This is a genomic window from Hymenobacter sp., assembly GCF_036388155.1.
GTDB lineage: Bacteria > Bacteroidota > Bacteroidia > Cytophagales > Hymenobacteraceae > Hymenobacter.
In genome coordinates, this window is sequence record NZ_DASVSI010000001.1 from 27492 (window position 1) to 49385 (window position 21894).

General features: G+C 63.2%; 11 protein-coding genes. 5 read left to right on the forward strand and 6 right to left on the reverse strand.

The window, feature by feature from the left end; genetic code table 11:
- Nucleotides 1-188 precede the first annotated feature (188 nt).
- Together VF629_RS00085 and VF629_RS00090 are read left to right on the forward strand one after the other, a co-directional pair.
- Nucleotides 189-5369 carry a translocation/assembly module TamB domain-containing protein gene (locus tag VF629_RS00085; protein WP_331056435.1) on the forward strand — a complete coding sequence of 1727 codons (5181 nt, stop codon included), beginning with the start codon at nt 189-191 and terminating at the stop codon, nt 5367-5369.
- 47 nt (nt 5370-5416) lie between these two features.
- Nucleotides 5417-7756 (forward strand): BamA/TamA family outer membrane protein, encoded by a 2340-nt coding sequence (locus VF629_RS00090; protein ID WP_331056400.1) that lies wholly within the window; start codon nt 5417-5419, stop codon nt 7754-7756.
- A gap of 99 nt (nt 7757-7855) precedes the next feature.
- Here the strand turns inward: VF629_RS00090 and VF629_RS00095 are convergent, their stop codons facing one another.
- Both VF629_RS00095 and VF629_RS00100 read right to left on the reverse strand, forming a co-directional pair.
- Nucleotides 7856-9025, reverse strand: a complete 1170-nt coding sequence (locus tag VF629_RS00095; protein ID WP_331056401.1) for a hypothetical protein — start codon at nt 9023-9025, stop codon at nt 7856-7858.
- Between the two features lie 82 nt (nt 9026-9107).
- The gene (locus VF629_RS00100; protein ID WP_331056402.1) at nt 9108-10730 is read right to left on the reverse strand and encodes a hypothetical protein; all 1623 of its coding nucleotides are present in this window, start codon (nt 10728-10730) and stop codon (nt 9108-9110) included.
- 288 nt (nt 10731-11018) lie between these two features.
- Between VF629_RS00100 and VF629_RS00105 the strand changes: the two genes are divergently transcribed.
- Together VF629_RS00105 and VF629_RS00110 are read left to right on the forward strand one after the other, a co-directional pair.
- Nucleotides 11019-13025 carry a tetratricopeptide repeat-containing sensor histidine kinase gene (locus tag VF629_RS00105; RefSeq protein ID WP_331056403.1) on the forward strand — a complete coding sequence of 669 codons (2007 nt, stop codon included), beginning with the start codon at nt 11019-11021 and terminating at the stop codon, nt 13023-13025.
- Between the two features lie 84 nt (nt 13026-13109).
- Nucleotides 13110-13748, forward strand: coding sequence for an efflux RND transporter periplasmic adaptor subunit (locus tag VF629_RS00110; RefSeq protein ID WP_331056404.1), 639 nt, complete (start codon nt 13110-13112; stop codon nt 13746-13748).
- A gap of 128 nt (nt 13749-13876) precedes the next feature.
- Here VF629_RS00110 and nfi read toward each other — a convergent pair whose 3' ends face one another.
- From nfi to VF629_RS00130, 4 genes are read right to left on the reverse strand one after another with little or no spacing between them, the layout of a single operon-like run.
- The gene (gene nfi, locus VF629_RS00115; protein WP_331056405.1) at nt 13877-14539 is read right to left on the reverse strand and encodes a deoxyribonuclease V; all 663 of its coding nucleotides are present in this window, start codon (nt 14537-14539) and stop codon (nt 13877-13879) included.
- A 26-nt stretch (nt 14540-14565) separates the two neighbouring features.
- Nucleotides 14566-14973: a hypothetical protein gene (locus tag VF629_RS00120; protein ID WP_331056406.1), complete on the reverse strand. Its 408-nt coding sequence runs from the start codon at nt 14971-14973 to the stop codon at nt 14566-14568.
- Between the two features lie 11 nt (nt 14974-14984).
- Nucleotides 14985-16337 carry a PAAR-like protein gene (locus tag VF629_RS00125; protein ID WP_331056407.1) on the reverse strand — a complete coding sequence of 451 codons (1353 nt, stop codon included), beginning with the start codon at nt 16335-16337 and terminating at the stop codon, nt 14985-14987.
- Nucleotide 16338: 1 nt separating this feature from the next.
- The gene (locus tag VF629_RS00130; RefSeq protein WP_331056408.1) at nt 16339-17193 is read right to left on the reverse strand and encodes a hypothetical protein; all 855 of its coding nucleotides are present in this window, start codon (nt 17191-17193) and stop codon (nt 16339-16341) included.
- A gap of 295 nt (nt 17194-17488) precedes the next feature.
- Between VF629_RS00130 and VF629_RS00135 the strand changes: the two genes are divergently transcribed.
- Nucleotides 17489-21892: a CusA/CzcA family heavy metal efflux RND transporter gene (locus tag VF629_RS00135; protein ID WP_331056409.1), complete on the forward strand. Its 4404-nt coding sequence runs from the start codon at nt 17489-17491 to the stop codon at nt 21890-21892.
- The last annotated feature ends 2 nt before the right edge of the window (nt 21893-21894 follow it).

The window sequence follows — 21894 nt, forward strand, 5'->3', positions numbered from 1 at the left end:
TGGCAGGCCCTATTAAGCAGAACTATTGAGGCTGAACAAGACCGGATGCCAACCTGAGCCTACGATTTTGCGTTTGGAAAGGGCGTGCGTTATTGTTTTCGGCCTACTACCCTATCCCCTTGTCCACATTTCTGCGTCGTGCCCTTTACGGTATACTTGGGCTTTTAGCCTTTGTCCTATTGCTCGTTGTGGTGGTAGTGGTGGTCCTGCAATTTCCAGCGGGCCAAGACTTTGTGGCCCGTCGGGCCGAGAGCTACCTGCGCGATAAGCTCAAGACTGACGTGCGCATCGGGAAGTTTCGGACGGACTTCCGCCACGCCATCAACCTCGACGGCGTGTACCTGGCCGACCAAGAGCGCGACACCCTGCTGTCGGTGGGCCACCTGGGGGTGGACGTGGATATCTGGGCCCTGGCCAAAGGCCAAATCAACGTATCGAACGTGGAGCTAAACGATGGCCGGGTGCGCCTCACGCGCACAGAACCCGATTCGGTGAACAATTACGACTTCATTGTCGACGCTTTCACTGACCCCACTGCGCCCGTCGACACCACGGCCTCAGGCCTGAAGTACGACATCGGCAAGGCTCGGCTCACGAATATTTATTTCACCCAGCAAGACCAGGTAACGGGCTCCGACATCCGTGCCAAAATTGGGGAGTTCACGGCCAACATGGACGAGGTGGATGTGGATAACTCTATCTACAAGGTGGATAACGCGGCGCTGCGGCGCTCAGCCATCAGCATAGCCCAAACCAAAACGGCCCCGGAGGTGGACAACCCCGAGCCCACCGAGCCGCTCACGCTGCAATTCGGCTTGAACCGGGCCACGCTCGACAGCGTGAGCTTTGTGTACAAGAACGACCCTTCGGCCCAGTTCATCAGCACCCGCATTGGCTTGGCTGATGTCACGGCCAAGAACATTGACCTGCAGCGCCAGCGCGTCGATTTGGGCAAGCTGACGCTGAAAAACACCACCTTCGCCTACGCCCAAAACGAGCAGGTGCCCGTGGAGCAGCGCGTGGTGAACCCCGCCGAAGCCGTGCGCAAGCTGGACGACGCCACCGACCAGGCCAAAACCAATACTGGCCAAACGGCCTCCTCGCCGGGCTGGCGCGTGGCCCTCGACCAGTCCGACATCAGCGGCCTAGCCGTGAATTTCGACAATTTCAACCAGCCCAAGCAGCGCACCCGCGTGCCGGCCATGGACTACAACCACCTCCACTTCACGGATTTGGTGCTGAACACGCGGGATTTGTCGTACTCCGAAAACCGCACCACGGCCAGGGTACAGAACCTGGCGGGCCGCGAGCAAAGCGGCTTCCGCATCGACAAGTGGCAGGCCAACGTTGTGTACGACTCCGTGCAAATTCGCCTGGACAGCCTGGACTTGGTAACCCCGCACACCCGTATTCGGCGCACGCTGGCCATTGGCTACGAAAGCCTCGACGCCCTGAGCGACACCAAGAACCTGCCGAACCTGAAGCTGGAAGGCGACCTGCGCGACGTGCGCCTGGGCTTCCGCGACATTCTGTACCTGGCGCCGGACCTGGCGGGCACGCCGCCATTCAATACCGGCCCCAATCAGTCGGTGCTGGTGAATGGCCAGATTGCGGGCCGGGTGGGCGACTTTACGGTGCGCAACCTGGAGTTTGTGGGCTTGCGCAACACCATTTTGCGCGCCCCCCGCGGCCGCATCCAAGGCTTGCCCAACACCGATGGCCGCTTGTACGCCGACCTCGACATTCGGCAATTCAGCACCTCGCGGGCCGACATTCTCAGCCTGGCCCCCAAGGGCAGCATTCCCAATAACATCAGCATTCCGCCTACTTTGGCGGTGAGCGGCACCTTCCGGGGCCGGCCCACCACGCTGGCTTTCACCACCAACCTCACCGCCAAAACCAGCTACGGCGACCTCGCTTTTAGCGGCAACCTGGGGGCGGCACAGGCAAACAACCGGCAGCCGCTGTTGGGCACGTTTGCGGTGCGCGGGTTCGACTTTGGCAAGCTGCTGAAGGACCCCACCATTGGCCGCGTCACGGCGACAGGTCGCATCAACGCGACCGGCAACCTGCAGGACCCCGCCACCCTGGTGGGCAAGGTGAACGCCACCGTGCAAAGCGCCCGATACAACGGCTACACTTACCGCGGCATTGCCGCCAACGTGAACCTCGACCGCAACCGCTACGTCATCAGCGCCAACAGCAAGGACGACCCCAACCTGAACCTCGACCTACAGGCCGTGGTGAACCTGCGCAACCCCAACAACCCCACCTACGAGCTGACCTCGCTGAACCTGCGCGGCGCCAACCTCACGGCGCTGGGTTTCTACACCGGCGGCGACCTGCGCATTCAGGGCAACCTGCAAGCCAACATCTCAGGCTCGGACTTGAACACGCTGAACGGCACTTTCAACGGGACCAACGTGGTGGTGGTGCGCGACAATCAGCCCTTCGCTTTCGATACGCTGCAAGGCAAAATCACCCAGACGGCCACGCGCACTGCGGTGGACTTCAACTCGAACATTGTGGCCGCGCGGCTCGACGGCAACGTGCGCCTGGGCGACCTGGCCACCGAGTTGCAGCAACACATCGACCGCTACTTTGATTTGCCTGACGTGCGTTACGTAGCCAGCTCAGCCAACCGCCGCTTCACCTACGCCGTGCAGCTGAAAGACGCCAAGCTGGCCACCAAGCTGGTGCCGGGCCTCAAGCAGATTTCGCCCTTCACGCTGGCCGGCGACTACAGCCGGCAGGACGCGCGCCTCACGGCCAACACCAACATCCCCATCCTGGTCTACAACAACTACCGGCTCGACTCGCTGCGCCTGAACGTGGACTCCGACGCCAACAAGCTGGACTACGGCCTGCGCCTGGCCCAGGCCGCGCAGGACACCACGCTCAAGCTGCGCCGCCCCAGCCTGGTGGGCAACGTGGCCAACAACAAGGTTTTTTCGCGGGTAGCCATCCTCGGCGACAGCGCCAACCGGGAACGGCTGGCAGTGGCCGGCACCTTGCAGGCCCTGGCGCAGAGCGGCGGACGCAACAGCAGCATTGTGTACGAGTTTCAGGCCGCGCCGCAGCAAGTAATTAACTACGATGAGTGGACGGCCGGCGCTAACAACTTTGTGCGCTACTACCCCACCGGCGCCGTGGTAGCCAGCGGCTTGAGCCTAACCAACGGCCGCAGCACGCTGGCCCTGCAAAGCCAGAACCCACAGGTGCAAACCTCGCCCCTGGGCGTCACCTTCACCAATTTCGAGCTGGCGGAGCTGGCCCGCATTGTGCAGCAGCAAGACTCGCTGGTGGCTGGCAGCCTCAACGGGGTGGCGCGCATCGATAACCTGGGCACGCCGCGCCAGGCCTTCACGGCCGATGCCACCATCAGCAACCTGGTGTTCCAGAAGGCCCTCATCGGCGACATTTCCTTGAAAGCCACCAACCCCACTGCCGACCGTTACGACGTGGACGCCCGCCTGACGGGTGGCGCGCCGGGCTCGGCCGGGGCCGCCGGCAACGACGTGCAGGTGCGCGGCACCTACCTGGCCAGCAGCGCCACGCCGCTCGATTTTACCGTGACGGCCAACCGGCTCAACCTGAAGTTGGTCGAGCCTTTCTCGGCGGGCCAGGTGCGGCGGGCCAGCGGCTACCTCAACGGGCGGCTGACCATTGTGGGGGCGGTGAAAGCACCGGAGGTCCGAGGCTCCCTCACCACCTCGGAAGATGCGGGCTTTGTGGTGCCGCAGCTGGGTTCGCCGTTCCGGCTGCCCAATCAGTCGCTCGCGTTCGACGACCGCGGCATTGCGTTCAACAATTTTACGGTGCTCGATTCGGCGTCGAACAAGGCCGTGGCGAATGGCTACCTGCTGACCACCAATTTCGTGGATTACGCCTTCGACCTGCGCGCTACTACCAACAACTTCCTGGCCGTGCGCAGCACCCGCGAAAACAACGAGCTGTTCTACGGCCGGCTGGTGCTCGACTCGGATACGCGCCTCACGGGGCCGCTGGAGCTTATCAAGATTGACACCAAGGTGACCGTGGTGGAAGGCTCCAACCTGACGGTTGAGTCCCCCAGCTCCGCCCCTACCGCCGTGGAGCGCGAAGGCATTGTGGAATTCATCGACAAAAGTGCCCCGCTCGATACCATGCTGGCCCGCAACGTGGCCGTGGACACGGTGAAGGTGGCTGCTTCGGGCTACGACATTACGGCCGTGGTCACCATCACCGACCGCACGCCGTTCACCCTCGTCATCGACCCGGCCAGCGGCGACAACCTGCGCGTGCGGGCCGCCGGCACGCTGAACACCAACATCGCCCCGGACGGCACCATCACGCTGAGCGGGCGCATCGACGTCACCCGCGGCCAGTACCACATGTCGCTCTACAACTTGGCTTCGCGCGACTTCATCCTGGGCCGCGGCTCATCAATTGTATGGGATGGCGACCCGTACAACGCTACGCTTGACCTCACGGCCATCTACAAGGTGCAGGCGGCCCCGGCCGAGCTACTGGCCAGCCAGGGCGAAGACGACCCCACCAGCAACACCGTATCCCGTAACCGGCTACCTTTCAACGTCCTGCTGAAGGTGACGGACCAATTGAGCAAGCCCACCATCGGCTTCGACATACGGCAGCCGGAAAACCGGCGCAGCAGTTCAGTGAGCGAACAGGTGGAAGCCAAGCTGAACCGGCTGCGCCAGCCCAACCAGACGTCGGAACTCAGCAAGCAGGTATTTTCGCTGCTGATTCTGGGGCGGTTTGTGGCCCAAAACCCCTTCCAGACCAGCAGCGGCGAAGGCCTGGTGGCCTCGCAGTTGCGCGGCAGCGCCAGCGCCGTGCTCACCGACCAGCTCAGCAACCTGACCGACAAGTACCTCTCGGGCCTGGGCCTGGACCTGGGCGTGACCAACCAGGCCGACTACAGCACCGGCGAGGCCCGCAGCCGCACCGACCTGAACGTGGCCGTGCGCCGCCAGCTGCTCAACAACCGCCTGACCGTGCGCGTGGGCACCGACATCGCCCTGAGTGGCGCGGGCACCCAGAACACCACGGGCCAGTCGGCGGCCAGCAACCTGGCCGGCGACGTGAGCCTGGAATACCAAGTGCTGGCCGATGGCAGGCTGCGGGTGCGCGTGTTCCGCCAAAATGCTTACGAGGACATCGACGGCCAGATTGTGCGGACTGGAGCTGCGCTGGTGTTCCAGCGCGACTACCGCGACCTGAAAGAGCTGTTCTCGAAAGTGCCGGAAGACATCAAGCAAGAGCGCAAAGCCAACAAAAAGCAGGAAAAAGTGGAAGAGAAAGCAGCCAAGGATTCGGTGCAAACTGCTCCCGCTCCCACCGCCCGGGTAGACTCAGTGCGCCGCTAAGCGCTGCTCTTAATGAAGAAATAAGAATGAGGAATGAAGAATTTGCTATGCTAGTCCAACACTCAGGAGCGAAGATGAAGCGGTTGCTCAACAGGCAATTCCTCGTTCTGCATTTCTCGTTTTTCCTTGTCTTACTGTCGGCTTGCTCGGGCTTGAAGTACGTGCCCGAAGGCCAGAAGCTGTACACCGGCAGCAAAGTCACCCTCAAGACTCCAGGGAAAATCCCGAACGAGTCGGCGCTGCAAACCGAGCTGGAATCGGTGATTCAGCCCAAGCCCAACACGTCTTTTCTGGGCTTGCGGCCCAAGCTGTATTTCTGGGGCAAGGGCCAGGGCAAGAAAAAGGGCTTGAGCAAGCTGCTGGCCACCAAGTTTGGCGAGCCGCCGGTGCTGCTGAAAGACGTGAAAATCAACGCCACGTCGGGCCTCATCACCAACCGGCTTTACAACAACGGCTTCTTCAAGGGCACGGTGACCAACGAGGTGAAGGCCCAGGAAAAGACGGCCCAGGTGAACTACACCGCCAACACGGGCAAGGTGTACACCATTCAGGAAATTCATTTCCCGGAGCGCGACACGCTGATAGACCGCGACATTCGGGCCACGCAGGCCGGCAGCTTGCTGAAAGTGGGCGACCCCTACAACCTGAACACCTTCACCGCCGAGCGGGTCCGCATCGACAACGTCCTGAAAAACGAGGGCTACTTCTACTTCACGCCTGATTACATTCTGTTCCAGGTCGACAGCACGCTGGATGACAAGGTGAACGTGTACATGCGCGTGAAAGCCACGGCCCCCACCAAGGCTACCCAGCCCTACTACCTGGACGTCATCAAGCTGAACACCAACTACGTGCTCACCGACACCACCCGCCGGGAGCCGGTGCGCTACCGCGGCTACCAGTACTTCCCCGACGAGAAAGTGCTGCGGGCCAAGGCCGTTACCAACGCCACGTTCTTGTACCCCGACAGCCTGTACCGGCGCCGGCGGCGCGACCAGACCATCAGCCGCATCATGAGCTTGAACCTGTTCAAGTTTGTGGAAATCCGCCTGAAACCAGCCGAAGCGGGTGACTCCGCGGGCCGCGCCCGCCTCGACGCCGACGTGCTGATGACCCAGCTCAAGCGCAAGAGCCTGCGCGCCGACTTGCAGCTGGTTTCAAAGAGCAACGGCTTCACCGGGCCGGGCCTCACGCTCTCCTTCCGCAACCGCTCGGCCCTGCGCGGCGGCGAGCAGTTGCTGGTGAACGCCACCGCCACCGCCGAAACCCAAACCGCGCCGCCGGCCAACGGCGAGTCGCGCAACAACACCGGCCTGACCTCGACGGAATTTGGCATTAACGCCCAGCTTTCCGTGCCCCGGCTGATTTCGCCCAACCTGCCGCTGCTCGATGTGCGCCTGCCCAATTCCGACTTCCAGCCCCGCACCACCTTCGGGGCGGGGGTGCGCTACGTCACGCGCACGGGCTATTTCAGCACCACCAACTTCAACCTGAACTACGGCTACAGCTGGAAAACGAAAATCACCAACGAGCAGGAGCTGCGGCCCATCGACGTGCAGTACAGCTTGGTTTCGACCACTCCGGAATTTGACGTTATCCTCCAGCAGCGCCCGTTTCTGCGCAACTCGTTCGAGCAGCAGTTCGTGCTGGGCAGCAGCTACCGCTACACCTACAACCAGCAAGTGCTGGAGCAGCGCCGCCAGCAAATCTTCTTTCAGGGCCAGGTCGAAGTGAGCGGCAACCTGGCCTCGGCCGTCAGCAACGTGTTAGGCCTGAGCCAGACCGATGGCCGCTATACGGTGTTTGGTCAAGCGTATTCGCAGTACGCCAAGTTCGATTTGGAGCTGCGCGAGTACTACCGCATTTCGCAGAACCCGACTTCGGGCAACCGCATTGTGGCACGCCTGCAGGCCGGCATCGGCATGCCCTACGGCAACTCGGCGGGCCGGTCTCTGCCCTACCTGCGCCAGTACGGCATCGGCGGCCCCAACTCCATCCGGGCCTTTGCCGCCCGCGAAATCGGGCCCGGCACCTACCGGCCCGACGACAACAACAGCGACAACCTGAATTACTACGACCAAGTAGGCGACATCCGCCTCGAAGGCAACCTGGAGTACCGCCAGGACCTGGTGCCCTACCTCAAAGGCGCCGTGTTCGTAGACGCGGGCAACATCTGGCTGGCCAACCCCGACCCCGACCGGCCCGGCGGCGAGTTCAAGGCCAGCAATATCTTCAACCAGCTGGCCGTTGGCTACGGCGCTGGCCTGCGCATCGACGTGCAGTTCTTTGTCATCCGTCTGGATTACGCCTTCCCCCTGATGGCTCCCTACGGCACGCCCACCAACACGGCCGGCCGCCTCAATCTGGCCATTGGGTATCCGTTTTAGTGGTGAACTAGTGAACTGGTCAGATGGTGAGTTTGACGTTCTGCTTGCGCATTTAGCGCGGTTGGAACATCAAACTCACCAGTTCGCCACTTCACCATCTCACCTAATAATGGGCATGCGCTCGAACGGCCGCTCCCGGTCGAATAGGTAGCGGTAGGTGGCGTGGGTTTTCACGATGGTGGCGCCAATGGAGCGCGTCGTGACCAGCATGCGCGGGTTAAAGTCCCCAATCCAGTTCATTTCCAGGTCCGCATAGCCTGCGTCGATGAAGGCTTGGCGGGCGTGCACCAGCATGGCCGCGTCCACGCCCTTGCCTTGGTAGGCCGGCACCACGCCGTAGATGATGCCGAACATCCGCTTGTCGGACCGCTGCTTAAAGCGCCACTGGGCCCACAGGAAGCGCAGTTTGCCGAGCAGGTTGAGGCGCCTCCCCACGTGCCGAAAAATCTGGTTGAGCTCGGGCAGGCTGATGAAAAAGGCTACTGGTTCGGTGCCGCGGTAGGCAAACCAAAGCAGGCGCTCGTCCACCACGGGCTTCATTTCCTTCACAATCTTGCGGGCCTGCTCCAGGGTCATGGGCTTCACGCCGGTGTGGCGGGCCCAGGCCAGGTTGTACACGTGGTGAAAGTCCTGGGCCAGCTGCTCCGCGTTCTGCTTGCGGGCGTGGCGGAAGCTGAACTCGGCGGCGTGCTCCTCGGCCCGCTTGGCGAAGCTGGCGTGCAGCGGCGCGGCCGTGGTGCGGTAGCAGGTGTACTGCTTGAAGTAAAGCTGAAAGCCGTATGCTTCGAACAGGCGCTGGTAATACGGCGGGTGCCAGAACATGCCGTAGTTCGGCGGCCGGTCGAACCCGTCAATGAGCAGGCCCCAAAACCGGTCGCGCTCGCCAAAGTTGATGGGGCCGTCCATGGCCTGCATGCCGCGGGCGGCCAGCCACTTTCGGCCCGCATCCAGCAGTTGGTTGGCGGCCGCCTGGTCGTCGATGCACTCGAAAAAGCCCAGGCCGCCGGTGGGCAGGTCGGGGTTTTGCACGTCGGCGGCGTCGCGGTTGAGAAACGCCGCCACCCGGCCGATGACCGTCCCCGTGGCATCGGTGAGCACCCAGCGAATGGCCTCGCCGTTAATGAATTTTGGGTTTTTAGCGGGGTCGAAGGCGGCGTCCACCTCGTTTTCCAACGGGCCGATGTACTGCGGCACCCCGTGGTGCAGGCGCGCGGGCAAGGCATGAAACAGGCGCCTCAGGCGGGCATCAACAACTTCAAGAAGCGGCATAGGGCAGGGCACGGCCAAAGCTCCCCCACAAAAACGTCGCAGAAGGCCCGGCACGGGTGCAAAGAAACAGCCCACCGGCTGCTCAGGGCCGCCGCAGCACCGTGAGAATGGCCGCGCCGCCCACCCGTATGCTGAGCACCGGCCGGCCCACGCTGGGCGGGTACGGGCCCGGGTGCCAGCGGTATATAGTGAAATAATACTCCGCCTCGGCCGCGGGAACGATGCGCAGCCGGGCCCGGTCGGCCACGGGCAGCATTTTCCAATTGATGAGCAGGGTGACGGCCGTGCGCTCGTCCATGCCCACCGGCACCAGCGGGCGCGCGTCGTGGGCCAGCACCCATTCCAGCCCCTGCTTCGTGGACAAGCCCCAGTAGTCCCGCTCGAAGTTCTGCTCAATGGTCTTGCCCGGCAAAAAGCTGAAATACGCGTACTGGAAAGGGTGCTCGGCCACCATGCGCCACCCCACCTGCACGGCCCCCGCTGCCAGCACAACCACGAAGCCTCCGGCGGCCCAACGGCGCCAAGGCGCAGCAGCAGAGGCCTCGGCCCGCCAGGCCCGCCACATCGCGCGCAGCCCCTGCACCGCCACCAAAGCCATGGCGGGCCACACGAAGTACAGGTGCCGCCACCCGTCGTACAGCGTCGACTGCAGCAGCATCACGGCCAGTAATGGCCCCCCGAACCACGCCACTAACAGCAGGTTGCGGCGGGTTGCCGTGCGCCACAACCAGCGCCGGGGCCCTGCCAGTGCTGCCCGGCCTATTATTCCCAACCCAACTAGAAACAGCACCACGGTGGGCAGCGGGGTGGTGATGAGCATCCACACCGGCGCATAGTGCCACGGCAGGTGCTGAATGGACACAAAACTGCCCATATAAAACACCTCCAACGGCTTGGCGTATTGGCTGAAGCTGGTCAGCGCCGCCCCAAAATTCTTCAGCGGCGCCTCCCACAAATACGGCCACCCCAGCACCACCAAACCGGCCGCCAGGGGCACATACACCGCCAACGCCCCCGTAAACTCGCGCCGACGCACCGGCCGGTACAGCATCTCCAACCCCACAAACGCTAGCGTGAGCAGCGGCAGCAACACGCCCATGGAACGCACGTCGATGGCCACGGCCGTTGCCAGGGCGTGAAGCGCGGCGCGGCCGATGGTGGGCCGGCGCAGCAGCCGCGTGAGCGTGAGCATGGCCAGCGCAAACAGGCTGAGGAAAACGATGTCCTTGTAGTTGTAAAACGCTTCGGCAAAAATGTGGGGCGATAGCACGAGCAAGCCCGCCGCTGCCAAGCCCCAGCGCCAGTTGGCCAGCCACTCCCGGGCCAACCGGTACACCGCCCACGCGCTGGCTACAAACAGTAAATAGCCCACCAAATGCCGCCGGTAGGCCCATTCGGCGGGGTCCACGCCCGGCCACAGAGCTTCCAGCGCCACCCAGGGCAGCATAAACAGCACGCCGTGGTCGGCGTCGCGGTGCTGGTGCAGGTCGGGGATGTCGGCCAGGCGCGGCTGCCGTTGGGCCAGGGCGGGGGCCAGGCGCAGGGCCACGTACTTGGCCGTCACGAAGGCGTTGAGGCGGTCCGCCGGTTCGTCCCAGCTCATGCCGTAGTCGCGGGTGAAAACGACGCCCAGCAATGCCAGCAGCCCAAAAAACAGCCCTGCTGCCAAGCGGCGCACGCGAACGGAAGCAGAGCGGGTGGACAACACGAAGATGAAACGCAGGAGTGAACAGCGCTGCAAATATGCTCTTCTGCAGCGCTCAAATGGCAGAGGCTACCAACGGGCAGTATATTGAATAATCTTAGTAAATTGGTTATTATATATGTTAGAACCCGCCGGTTAGAAGCCACTAGCTACTCTTCCCATCCCGCCCTTACGCCGCCCTGATGCGCTGCTTTTGCCGGGGCCTACTGCCCAGCAGCCCCAACACAGGAGCGGCTACCTGCCCACTTACGCACTGCGTTACCCGTTCCCGCCCGCACTCTTTGCTATATGAAAACAAGCCTTTTACTGGTGGTGTGGTGCGCCACGGCGGCAGCCGCTGTTGCCGCCCCACCCAACACCCACCTCGACAGCTTGCAGCAGCGACTGCTCGCTGCCCCACCCGACACCAGCCGGGTCCTGCTGCTGGCTCAACTGGCGCACGAGCACACCCAAACCGACCCGCTGCTCACCATTGCCTACGGCAAGCAAGCCCTGCAGCTGGCCCAAAAGCTGGGCTATGCGCGCGGAAAAGCCTGGGCCCTGGTGCGGCTGGGGTCTGGCTTTCGCGAGGTGGGCAACTACCCCGCCGCCCTGCAAATGGGCTTGGCAGGGCGGCGGCTGGCCGAAATGCTGCGCGATGACTTCCTCATCGGGCGGGCCACCAACGCACTGGGTTACCTCAACTGGGAGCAAGGCAACAGCCGCACGGCCCTGGCCTACTTTTTCCGGGCCAAGCGCGTGGCCGAAAAGAGCAACAACGCCCAGCTGCTCACCCGCCTGATGGGCAACATCGGCAACGCGTACGTCCAGCTCAACCAGCTCGATTCGGCACTGTTCTATTCCCAACAAGGGTACGCGCTGAGCTTGCGGAACCACGACCTGACCAGCGAAGTGGGCGACGCGGCCATGCTGGGCAACATTTACGCTGGCTTGGGCAAGCCCGCCCTGGCCCGGCAATACTACCGCCGGAGCATTCGGCGGGCGGGCAACCAGCGCATCACCTTCGCGCTGTGCCGCGCCTACATGGGCCAGGCGCGGCTTGCCCAGCGCCTCAACGGCCCGCGGGCCGACTCCGTCCTCTACTTTGGGCGCCAGGCGCTGGCGGCCGGGCAGGTGGGCCACCACCCCCGGGGCGTACTGGAAGCCAGCCAGTTTCTGGCGGCGGCCCACGCCACCCGGCGCGACAGCGCGGCCGCCTTTCGCTACCTGCTGCTGGCCGGCAGCACCCGCGACACCCTGTTTAGCCAGAACAAAATGGCCCAGCTGCAGGCCATCGACGTGAGCGAACGGCTGCGCCAGCAGGAGCTGGCTGACCAACGGGCCTCCGCCAGCGACGAGCGCCGCCAAAACCTGCTGCTGGCGGCGCTGGCCAGCACCGTGCCGGCCCTGCTGCTGCTGTGGCGCAACAACCGCCTCAAGCAGCGCGCCAACCAAAAGCTAAACGCGCAAAACGCCGAGATTGCCAGCCAGCGCGACCAGCTGAGCAGCACGCTCGGCCAGCTCAAGGCCACGCAAGACCAGCTGGTGCAAAGCGAAAAAATGGCGTTTCTGGGTGAGCTCACGGCCGGCATTGCCCACGAGCTGCAAAACCCCTTGGCTTTCGTGAAAAACTTTGCCGACGTGAGCGCGCTGCTGGTCGACGACATTGCCATCGAAGGGCCCAAGCCCGCCCGCGACGCCAACCAGGACTTGCTTCTCGCCGGCCTGAAACAAAACCTCCAGGAAATCAGCCAGCACGGCCAGCGGGCCACCTCCATCATCGCCGGCATGCTGGCGCGCTCGCGCCACGGCAGCGCGCCCTGCTCCCCCACCGACCTCAACGCCCTGGTGACCGAGTACCTGCGCTTGGCTTACCAGGGACTGCGCGCCCGCGACGCCTCCTTCACCACGACCATCACCACGCAGCTGTGCCCCGACCTGGGCTTGGTACCGGCCGTGGCCCCCGATTTGGGCCGCGTGCTGCTCAATCTGTTCACCAACGCTTTTTACGCGGTGCAGCAGCGCCAGCAAACAAGCAACACCCCCGCTGGTTACACGCCCGAAGTCTGCGTGACCACCCAGCGCTTGCCCACGGGCCAGGCCGAAATTCGGGTTCGGGACAACGGCACCGGCATTCCAGCAGAAGTGCAGCAGCAAATCTTTCAGCCTTTTTTTACCACCAAGCCCGCGCACGAAGGCACGGGGCTGGGCTTGTCCCTGTCGCACGACATTGTGACGAAGGCGCACGGCGGGTCGCTCACTGTCGCTTCCCAAGAGGGAGAATTCGCCGAATTCACCATATGCCTTCCTGGCTAGCAATGCAGCGGCCAGCCCATTCCGGCCCAAACCCACGCCGGTGCAGCCGCATTAATAACGGCAAATATTTAATATTTTAGTAGTATGAAAAAGCTTCTGCTCGTGGGTGGCACGCTGGGCGTGCTGGCGCTGGGCGGCGTTTGGTGGGCACAGCCGTTCTCCGCGACGCCCGCCGAAGCCTTTGCCGCGCCGACGGCCCTCGACGCAGCCGAGGCAACGCCGGATTCGACGTACTTCGTGGCGATGGGCGACGTGGGCGCGGGCGGCACCGACGCCGTGCGTGCGCAAGTCACGGGGCGGGTGCGGAAAATCTATTTTGCGGACGGCGAATACGTGCGCGGCGGGCAGGTGCTGGCCAAGTGCTACAACTACACCTACGTGCTGGCGCCCCGCCACGGCTTTGTGGGTCGCTGCCAAATCACGGTTGGCCAGTACCTAACGCCCGTTACAGTCGTTACCACGCTAACCAAACGCAGCCACTTGATGGTTTCGCTGGCCCTGCCGCCCGGCCGCCAGGGCAGCGCCCACCCCGGCGACTCGGTTCGGGTGTGGGTGGCCAGCCGCCCATCCCGCGTAGAAACCGGCGTGGTGGGCCCTGCGGCGCAGGACAGCGCCGGCGCCGAGGTGGTGCAAATCATGCTCACCTCGCGGGCCCCGTTCCGCATTGGCGAGCGCGCCTGTGTGCGGCTGCGGGCTTCAGCACCCCAACTCACCAGCCGCTGAGCAGGGCTTGGCGATGGTACGGTGTTTTTCGATAGTGCCAAGCACAGCAATGGGCCACGGACGAGGTGATTGTAGCTTATAGCTTGCTTATAGCTTGCGCCGGGCGTATTCAGCGACCTAGCACCCTTCTAGTAAACAGCGCCTTTCAGTGCTTCGCGGGCATACTTATCCGCTTGCCGGGTAGTTTCAGGCAGACGCACAGCGTCGCTCATCGACAGGACTAGTCGAGTAGCTGTTTCGAGTGAGACACGGTGCCCAACCGATACAAAAAGCGGGTTTATACCGGTTTGCGTCCGTAGCGCTAGGCCGAGTACCTCGCCAGTCAATTCATCCACAAGTGAAGCTGTGGCACCCCGTTCCGAAGCCAGGTTATCAAACTGACCGATGAGCCGGGTTTTACCACAGCCGATGGTCGGTATATTCAGTTCGATGCCTAAATGACAGGCCAACCCGAACCGACGTGGGTGAGCCTGGCCCTGGCCATCGCAGATAATTACGTCCGGTTGCAGGCGCAGTTTGTGGTAAGCGGCCAGCAGCGGCGGCATTTCCCGAAAGGAGAACAAGCCTGGCACATACGGAAATGGCGCTGCCATTACGTGGGTTGCCGCGTCGAGCACCGCCTTGGTGGTCGCGTCGAGCAGCACGATGGCACCCGCAATCTGGTCGCTGTTTTTGTCATACTCCACATCAGCCCCTGCAATAATCTGCACGGGCTGCGGCAAATCATCAACTGTGATGACGCGCTGACGCAACTCTTGCTGAATACTAATGGCTTGGAATTCGGTCAGCATGAAAAAGAAAGTAAACGAGCCTTTTCTTAAACGTGGCTTTTTTGTCGGAGGTAAGTGAGCCAAGGGTATTCCGGACTTTCCTCGCTGATGGTATATTCCTCAACAACTTGCCCGTTCTCATCATACGAGGTCGAGCGAACGCACACGCCTTTCTCAAATATGGCTTTTTCCTCGACCGCACCGGATTCATAATAGTTAATCAACGGCCCATCCAGCAGATTGCCAATATATTGGCTGACGGATTGAATCTTCCCATCAGGATAGAATTCCGTTTCTATTCCGTGCTTTACGCCATTGAAGACTTCGTATTCCACATCAGTCCGGCCCTGAGACATCTCATACACAGTTCCGGAGTAGGGTTGGCCATTCTGGTAGAGAACGGTGACATTCTGGTCAATCCGACCATCCAGAGCATCTATGTTTATCCTGTTCATTGTACGAGTATTTATTTGTGACCAACGGAGTTGACTCCGTGCGTGATGTTCCGGCAGTTATCGCAGCGGTTCATCGGTTGCCCGGCAGTCGCATTCATTGTGGACCGGTTATGAAGATGTAGCTCCGACAAGTCTGCTTCCGTCACGGGTCGACCTGTGTGGGCTTCCCGTGCTTTTAACGTTTTGTCCAACGCAACAACTTCTGAGTGTGCCCCGGGGGTTCCAGCCGTCTCTTTAGCAGTGGCCGTACCATTTCGCAATGCCTCGTTTTGGGAGTCAATCCGGCCTTTAATAACAGGATGAGATTCCTCGTAGAACTTAGTGTACGCCGCCCGACCCGCAGGCTTACTCATGTTAAAATTCTCGCCGTAGTGAGTTCTCCCTGTTAGCGGGTCATGCACACCACTGTAACACGGACCTCTCTTGTTTACCGACAGATTAGCGACTCGGTTCAGAGCTTCCTCGCGCACTGACTTTACTAAATCAGTAATGCCCTTCGATAACGAGCCAGATTTAGTAGCGGCTGACCTCACCCCGCCTATCCCCTTCGCCGTCAACCCGCCCGCCAGCAGACCCGCCCCGGCTCCCACCAGCACCAGCCCGTTTTCCTGGCTCGGGTTGTGGTAACACGCCTTGCCCAGAAAGCCCAGGCTGGCCACCCCGGCCCCGGCCGCCCCAAGGGCCAGTGCGCCGGCCACCACGCCCGCCCCGCTGGCCACGGCAATGCCACCCAGCGCGCCGAAGGCCGCCCCCTGAAAGAAGCCCGATACCGCCCCTTCCGCGCCCCCGCTGATGCCGCCCGCCACGGCGCCGCCCACCCCGCCTACGGCCGCCCCGGTCGCGGCGGCGGCTCCCAGCACGGCCAGCGCCGCGCCACCGGTGCCAACGATGATAGCGGCCGTGCCCACCACCGCTGCCGCAATCAGCAGTCCCTTGCCTACATCGCCCCAAAACTCCGCGTCCTCTTTCGCTTCCTGTTCGGCGTCGGCATCTTCTTGGGTTAGCGTCGGTGGCAGCGCGAGGCCGGCCGCGAGGGCGGCCTGCTGGGTGAAATAGATTTTTATCAGCCCGCCCACCGTGCACTGGCAGGTGGAAAGGTCCAGCAGCGGCTTTTGACCCTGCACGCTGACGGTTTCCATCACGTTGGTCCACAGCCCCGTCAGCGGCGCGCAGGGGGTGCGCGTCACCAGGCACGCGCCAAAGGAAGGAATGTTGACCAGAGGCACGGCATCCAGCTGCGTGGCCCAGTCCTGCCCGTAGAGCTTTACCGTCTTGGGCGTGGCCGTCAGTTGGCCGGGGACCGCGCCCTTGTCGCAGCGCAGCCACACGCCGCTGGTGATGTATTTATCGCCTTTGCTTGCCATCTCATACCACTTTTAGCTCGTGGCGGGTGTGCTGGTGGTAGAAGTTGTCCACCGTAAAGGTCAGCTCCTGCCGGGCCGCCGTGAGCCAGCCGGCCTCGTCCAGGTCGTACTCCTCTTGGCAGTCGAGGTGATGCACCACGCGGTAGTTAATCATATCCATCGCCTGCTTCACCAGCAGCTGGAAGCCAGCGGCGTCAAACCGGACCTCGTCAATCTCGCCCGTTACGCGCAGCTGGCATTGGCCCGGCGCTCCGCTGTCCGGCATTACTTGGGTGTGCATTTTCAGTGGAAGGTCGACGCTGCCAAAGAAACCACTCATCAGCCGCTCGCTGTAGCCCCGACGAATTGCGCCGGCCGGTCCGGCCGGATTGAACTGCCCCGGAAACAGGATGCCGTAGGCCCCTTTGTGGCGAAAGCTGCTAAGTAAGGCATCTGAACTCAGCCGTTGCTCGAATCCTTCGATGAATGCCCGACCCTCCGCCGTGCGCCCGTACTTGTGCTTGATATGAGGCCGCAGACCCTGCCACTGCGCTTCTATTTGTTCAAGATTACGAATGGCCAGCAAGTCGCCGTACGTGCTGACCTCAAACAGCACCTGGTTATTCACCGGGTTCAGGTCGGCCAGTAAAACGGCCAGCGGTGACTGGTCGGTCTGCTGAAAAGACAGCAGTTCCGTAAACACCGCATCGGTGCCGTAGCGGGTGCGTCCGTAGTGCGTCTGCCGAAGCGTCGTCGCGATGGAGTTGCTGACGGTTCGGTCCCGCACTTTGGTGCTGGTATCCGTCTGTATCTGGTAGGTACGCGATACACGGGCACCGACCGGTACCGCCGACGCGGGGAAGGGGGAAGATTGCATACGTTTAGGGTAGAGCCGGTAAAGCTATTGCAAACCATCTATTTGTCAGCCTTGCACTTGCCAGAAACGCCCAAAGCATATAACCAACTACCCTCCGTCGGCCGTAGTCAGTGAAACCGGCGCTTGGCTTGGTGGCTGAAGTACCTTTGCGCAGTATGCGGTTAGTGTTTGGCCTGCTGGCCCTTCCTTATCAGAGGAAATGGCTGACGGCTAGCGCCGTTGCCTTGCCTGCAGTAGTTGGCGCCACGAGTCGGCAGGGCCGCATCGACGTGTTAGACCCTACCCCCGTCCGCGGATGTTCGACCGACTGATTCATTTTTCCATTCACAACAAGCTGGTTATCGGGCTCCTGACCCTGGCCCTGGTGGTATGGGGCAGCTACTCGCTCAGCCGCCTGCCCATTGACGCCCTGCCCGACATCACCAGCAACCAGGTGATTGTGTACACGGTGGCGCCCTCGCTGGCGGCCCAGGAGATTGAGCGCCTGGTGTCCTTTCCGGTGGAGCAGGCCATGGCCACCATTCCCGGCCGGGTCGAAGTCCGGTCGCTTTCGCGCTTCGGCCTCTCGGTGGTCACCATTGTGTTCGAAGACCAAACCGACGTGTACTGGGCCCGCGCCCAAGTCACGGAGCGGCTGAAGGAGGCCGAAAGCCAGATTCCGCCCGGCACCGGCCAGCCCACCGTGGCGCCCCTCACCACCGGCCTGGGCGAGATTTACCAGTACCTGGTGCGGGCCAAGCCGGGCTACGAACAGCGCTACGACGCCACCGAGCTGCGCACCATTCAGGACTGGCTGGTGCGGCGCCAGCTACTGGGCACGCCCGGCGTGGCCGAAGTGAGCTCCTTCGGCGGCCGCCTCAAGCAGTACGAAGTGGCCCTCGACCCCGAGCGCCTGCGCTCGCTCAACGTCACGGTGGCCGAAGTGTACCAGGCGGTGGCCCAAAACAACCAAAACGCCGGCGGCGCCTACCTCGACCAAAACCCCACCGCGGCCTTCATCCGCACCGAAGGCCTGGCCACCTCCCCCACCGACATCGGCAACATCGTCGTGCGCAGCACCGCCAACGGCTTGCCCGTGTTGGTGCGCGACGTGGCCGACGTGCGCTACGGCGCCGCCGTGCGCTACGGCGCCATGACGCTCAACGACCAGGGCGAAGTCACGGGCGGGCTGGTGCTCATGCTCAAGGGCGCCAACGCGGCCGAAGTCATCAAGGACGTGAAGCAGCGCATGGCCACCATCCGCAAAACCTTGCCCGAGGGCGTTACCGTCGAGCCCTTCCTCGACCGGTCCAGCCTGGTGGACCGGGCCATTCACACCGTGAGCACAAACCTGCTGGAAGGCGCCCTGATTGTGGTGTTTGTGCTGGTGCTGTTTCTGGGCAACTGGCGGGCGGGGCTGGTGGTGGCGTCGGTGATTCCGCTGGCCATGCTTTTTGCCGTCAGCATGATGCGCCTGTTTGGCGTGTCGGGCAACCTGATGAGCCTCGGCGCCATCGACTTCGGGCTGATTGTGGACGGGGCCGTCATCATCGTCGAGGCCATTGTGCACCGGCTGCACGGCGGGCACGCGCCCGGCCACGCCGCCGCCGGCCAGCTCACGCAAGGCGAAATGAACGACGAAACCTACCAGGCCGCTTCCAGCATTCGCTCCTCGGCGGCTTTCGGCGAAATCATCATTCTCATCGTGTACCTCCCGCTGCTGGCCCTGGCCGGCATCGAGGGCAAAATGTTCCGGCCCATGGCCGAAACCGTGGCCTTCGCCATCCTCGGCGCCTTCATCCTCTCGCTCACCTACGTGCCCATGATGTCGGCGCTGGCCCTGAGCCGCTCCACGGAGTCCAGAACGACCTTTGCTGACCGCATGATGGCCTTTTTTATTCGCCGCTACCACCCGGTGCTGCGCGGCAGCCTGCGCCGGCCGGTGGCAGTGCTTGCGGCCGCCGGCGGCTTGCTGCTGGGAAGTGCCCTGCTGTTTCGCACACTGGGCGGAGAATTCATTCCCTCGTTGACCGAAGGCGACTTCGCCGTGGAAATGCGCACGCTCACCGGCTCGTCGCTGAGCTACACCATCGAAAAAGCCCAGCAGGCCGGCGGCATCCTCAAAAAGCAATTTCCCGAGGTGAAAGAGGTGGTGGCCAAAATCGGGTCGAGCGAAATTCCCACCGACCCCATGCCCGTGGAGGCCGGCGACCTAATCGTGGTGCTGAAAGACCAGCAGGAATGGACCTCCGCACCGAACCGCGAGGAGCTGGCCGAGAAAATGTCGGAGGCGCTGAGTGTTATTCCCGGCGTCACGTTTGGCTTCCAGCAGCCCATTGAGATGCGGTTCAACGAGTTGATTTCGGGCGCCAAGCAGGACGTGGTGCTCAAAATCTACGGCGAGGACCTGCAGCAGCTGGCCGACTACGCCCAGCAGGCCGGCCGCCTGGTGCGCCAAGTGGCCGGGGCCGAAGACGTGTACGTGGAGCAAGTAACCGGCCTGCCCCAAATCGTGGTGGCGCTCGACCGCAACCGCCTCGCCCAGTTCGGCCTGAACGTGGCCGACGTGAACCGCACCGTGCAAACCGCCTTCGCCGGCGAAGTGGCCGGCCAGGTGTTCGAGCAGGAGCGGCGCTTCGACCTGGTGCTGCGCCTGCGCCAGGACTTGCGCAAGGACATCAACAGCGTCCGCCGCCTCTTTGTGGCCGCGCCCGATGGCCGCCAGGTGCCCCTGGAGCAAGTGGCCAGCGTGGAAATGCGCGAAGGCCCCAACCAAATTCAGCGCGACGACGCCCGGCGGCGCGTCTCGGTGGCCTTCAACGTGCGCGGCCGCGACGTGCAAACCGTGGTGGAAGAGCTGCAAACCAAGATGGACCGGCAGCTGAAGTTCGCACCCGGTTATTACACCACCTACGGCGGTCAATTCGAGAACCTGCGCCAGGCCACCTCGCGGCTCAGCATTGCGGTGCCGGTGGCGCTGGTGCTCATTTTTGCGCTGCTGTTTTTCACGTTCCGGTCCTTCCTGCAATCGGTGCTCATCTTCACGGCCATTCCGCTTTCGGCCATTGGGGGCATTGCGGCGCTGTGGCTGCGGGGCATGCCGTTTAGCATCTCGGCGGGTGTGGGCTTCATTGCGCTTTTCGGGGTGGCCGTGCTCAACGGCATTGTGCTCATTGGCTACTTCAATCAGCTCAAGGCCGAAGGCGTCCATGACCTTACTGAGCGCATCATGCGCGGCACCAAAGTCCGCCTGCGGCCCGTGCTGATGACGGCCACCGTGGCGTCGCTGGGCTTTTTGCCCATGGCGCTGTCGCAGTCGGCCGGCGCCGAAGTGCAACGCCCGCTGGCCACCGTTGTCATCGGCGGGCTGGTTTCGGCCACTTTGCTCACCCTGCTGGTGCTGCCCGTGCTCTACGCCCTGAGCGAGCGGGAGCAACCGCCAAAGCTCACCCCCACACCCAGCCCCAGAGCCGTCAAGAGCCTGCCGCTACTGCTGCTGCTGTTGCTACTTCCACTCCTAGGCCGGGCGCAAGCGCCGCTCACCGCCACGCAAGCCGTGACGCAGGCCTTGCAAACCAATGGCACGGTGCTGGCCGGCACCCGAGCGCTCGAAGCTCAGCAGGCTCTGCGCGGCGCCGTTCACGACATTGGCCGCACCACCGTAGGGGGCAGCTACGGCCAATACAATTCCCAAAACCTCGACAATCAGTTCACCATCACGCAGGGCGTGGCGCTGCCGGGCGTGTACCGGAGCGCCGCCCGCCTGGCCGACGCCCGCATTGCCGGGCAACAAGCCCAGCTGCAGCAGGTGCAGGCCGAGCTGCGGCGCCAGGTGCGGCTGCACTACGAGCAGGCCGTGCACGCCCGCCACCGCCTACGGGTGTTGCGGGGCCAAGACAGCGTATACACCGAGTTTCTGCGCGCGGCCAACCTGCGCTTCAAAACCGGCGAAGCCGCCCGCTTAGAGCTTGCCACGGCCCTGGTGCAGCAGGGCGAAATCCGCACGCAGCTGCTGGCAGCCCGCACCAATTTCCGGGTGGCCCAGCGCCAGCTGCAGGCCCTGCTGCAAGTGCCCGCCCCTGTAGCAATAGCCGACAGCCTGCTGCGCCCCCTGACCCTGCTCGCGGCCGTGGCCCCCTCAGACACCGCGCTGCAGCGCACCAGCCCGCAGGCCCGTGTGCTGGCCCAGCAACTGGCCGAGCGCCGCGCCGAAACCCGTGTGGCCCAAGCCGCCGGCTTGCCGGAGTTCACCGTGGGCTATTTCAACCAAAGCATCGTGGGCTACCAGCGGCTCGACGCGGCCGGAGCCGAGCGGTACTTTGGCCGGGGCTCCCGGTTCCAAGGGGTGCAGGCCGGCGTGGCGGTGCCGCTGTGGCGGGCGCCGCAGAAAGCCCGCGTGCAAGCGGCCCGGCTGCAGGAGCAAACGGCCCAAGTAAACGCCGACCGCTACCGCGCCGAACTCGCCGCGCTGGTCGACGAGCTGGGGGCCCGCCGAGCCGAGCACGAGCAACGCCTGGCCTATTTTCAAACCATGGCGCTGCCGCAAGCCGTCGTCATCACCCGGCTGGCTACCCTGGCCTACAAAGCCGGCGAAACCGGCTATTCTGAATACCTGCTCAACCTGGAACGGGCCCGTCGGCTGCGCCTCGACTACCTCGATGCCCTGCTGCAACACAACCAGACCATCATCGAGCTGGAATATCTGCTGGGCGGTCAATAACC

Coding starts and splice junctions, on each gene's coding strand:
- VF629_RS00130 (WP_331056408.1), bottom strand. CDS start 17,193: ATGCAATCTTCCCCCTTCCCCGCGTCGGCGGTACCGGTCGGTGCCCGT.
- VF629_RS00105 (WP_331056403.1), top strand. CDS start 11,019: ATGAAAACAAGCCTTTTACTGGTGGTGTGGTGCGCCACGGCGGCAGCC.
- nfi (WP_331056405.1), bottom strand. CDS start 14,539: ATGCTGACCGAATTCCAAGCCATTAGTATTCAGCAAGAGTTGCGTCAG.
- VF629_RS00110 (WP_331056404.1), top strand. CDS start 13,110: ATGAAAAAGCTTCTGCTCGTGGGTGGCACGCTGGGCGTGCTGGCGCTG.
- VF629_RS00135 (WP_331056409.1), top strand. CDS start 17,489: ATGTTCGACCGACTGATTCATTTTTCCATTCACAACAAGCTGGTTATC.
- VF629_RS00125 (WP_331056407.1), bottom strand. CDS start 16,337: ATGGCAAGCAAAGGCGATAAATACATCACCAGCGGCGTGTGGCTGCGC.
- VF629_RS00095 (WP_331056401.1), bottom strand. CDS start 9,025: ATGCCGCTTCTTGAAGTTGTTGATGCCCGCCTGAGGCGCCTGTTTCAT.
- VF629_RS00090 (WP_331056400.1), top strand. CDS start 5,417: ATGCTAGTCCAACACTCAGGAGCGAAGATGAAGCGGTTGCTCAACAGG.
- VF629_RS00120 (WP_331056406.1), bottom strand. CDS start 14,973: ATGAACAGGATAAACATAGATGCTCTGGATGGTCGGATTGACCAGAAT.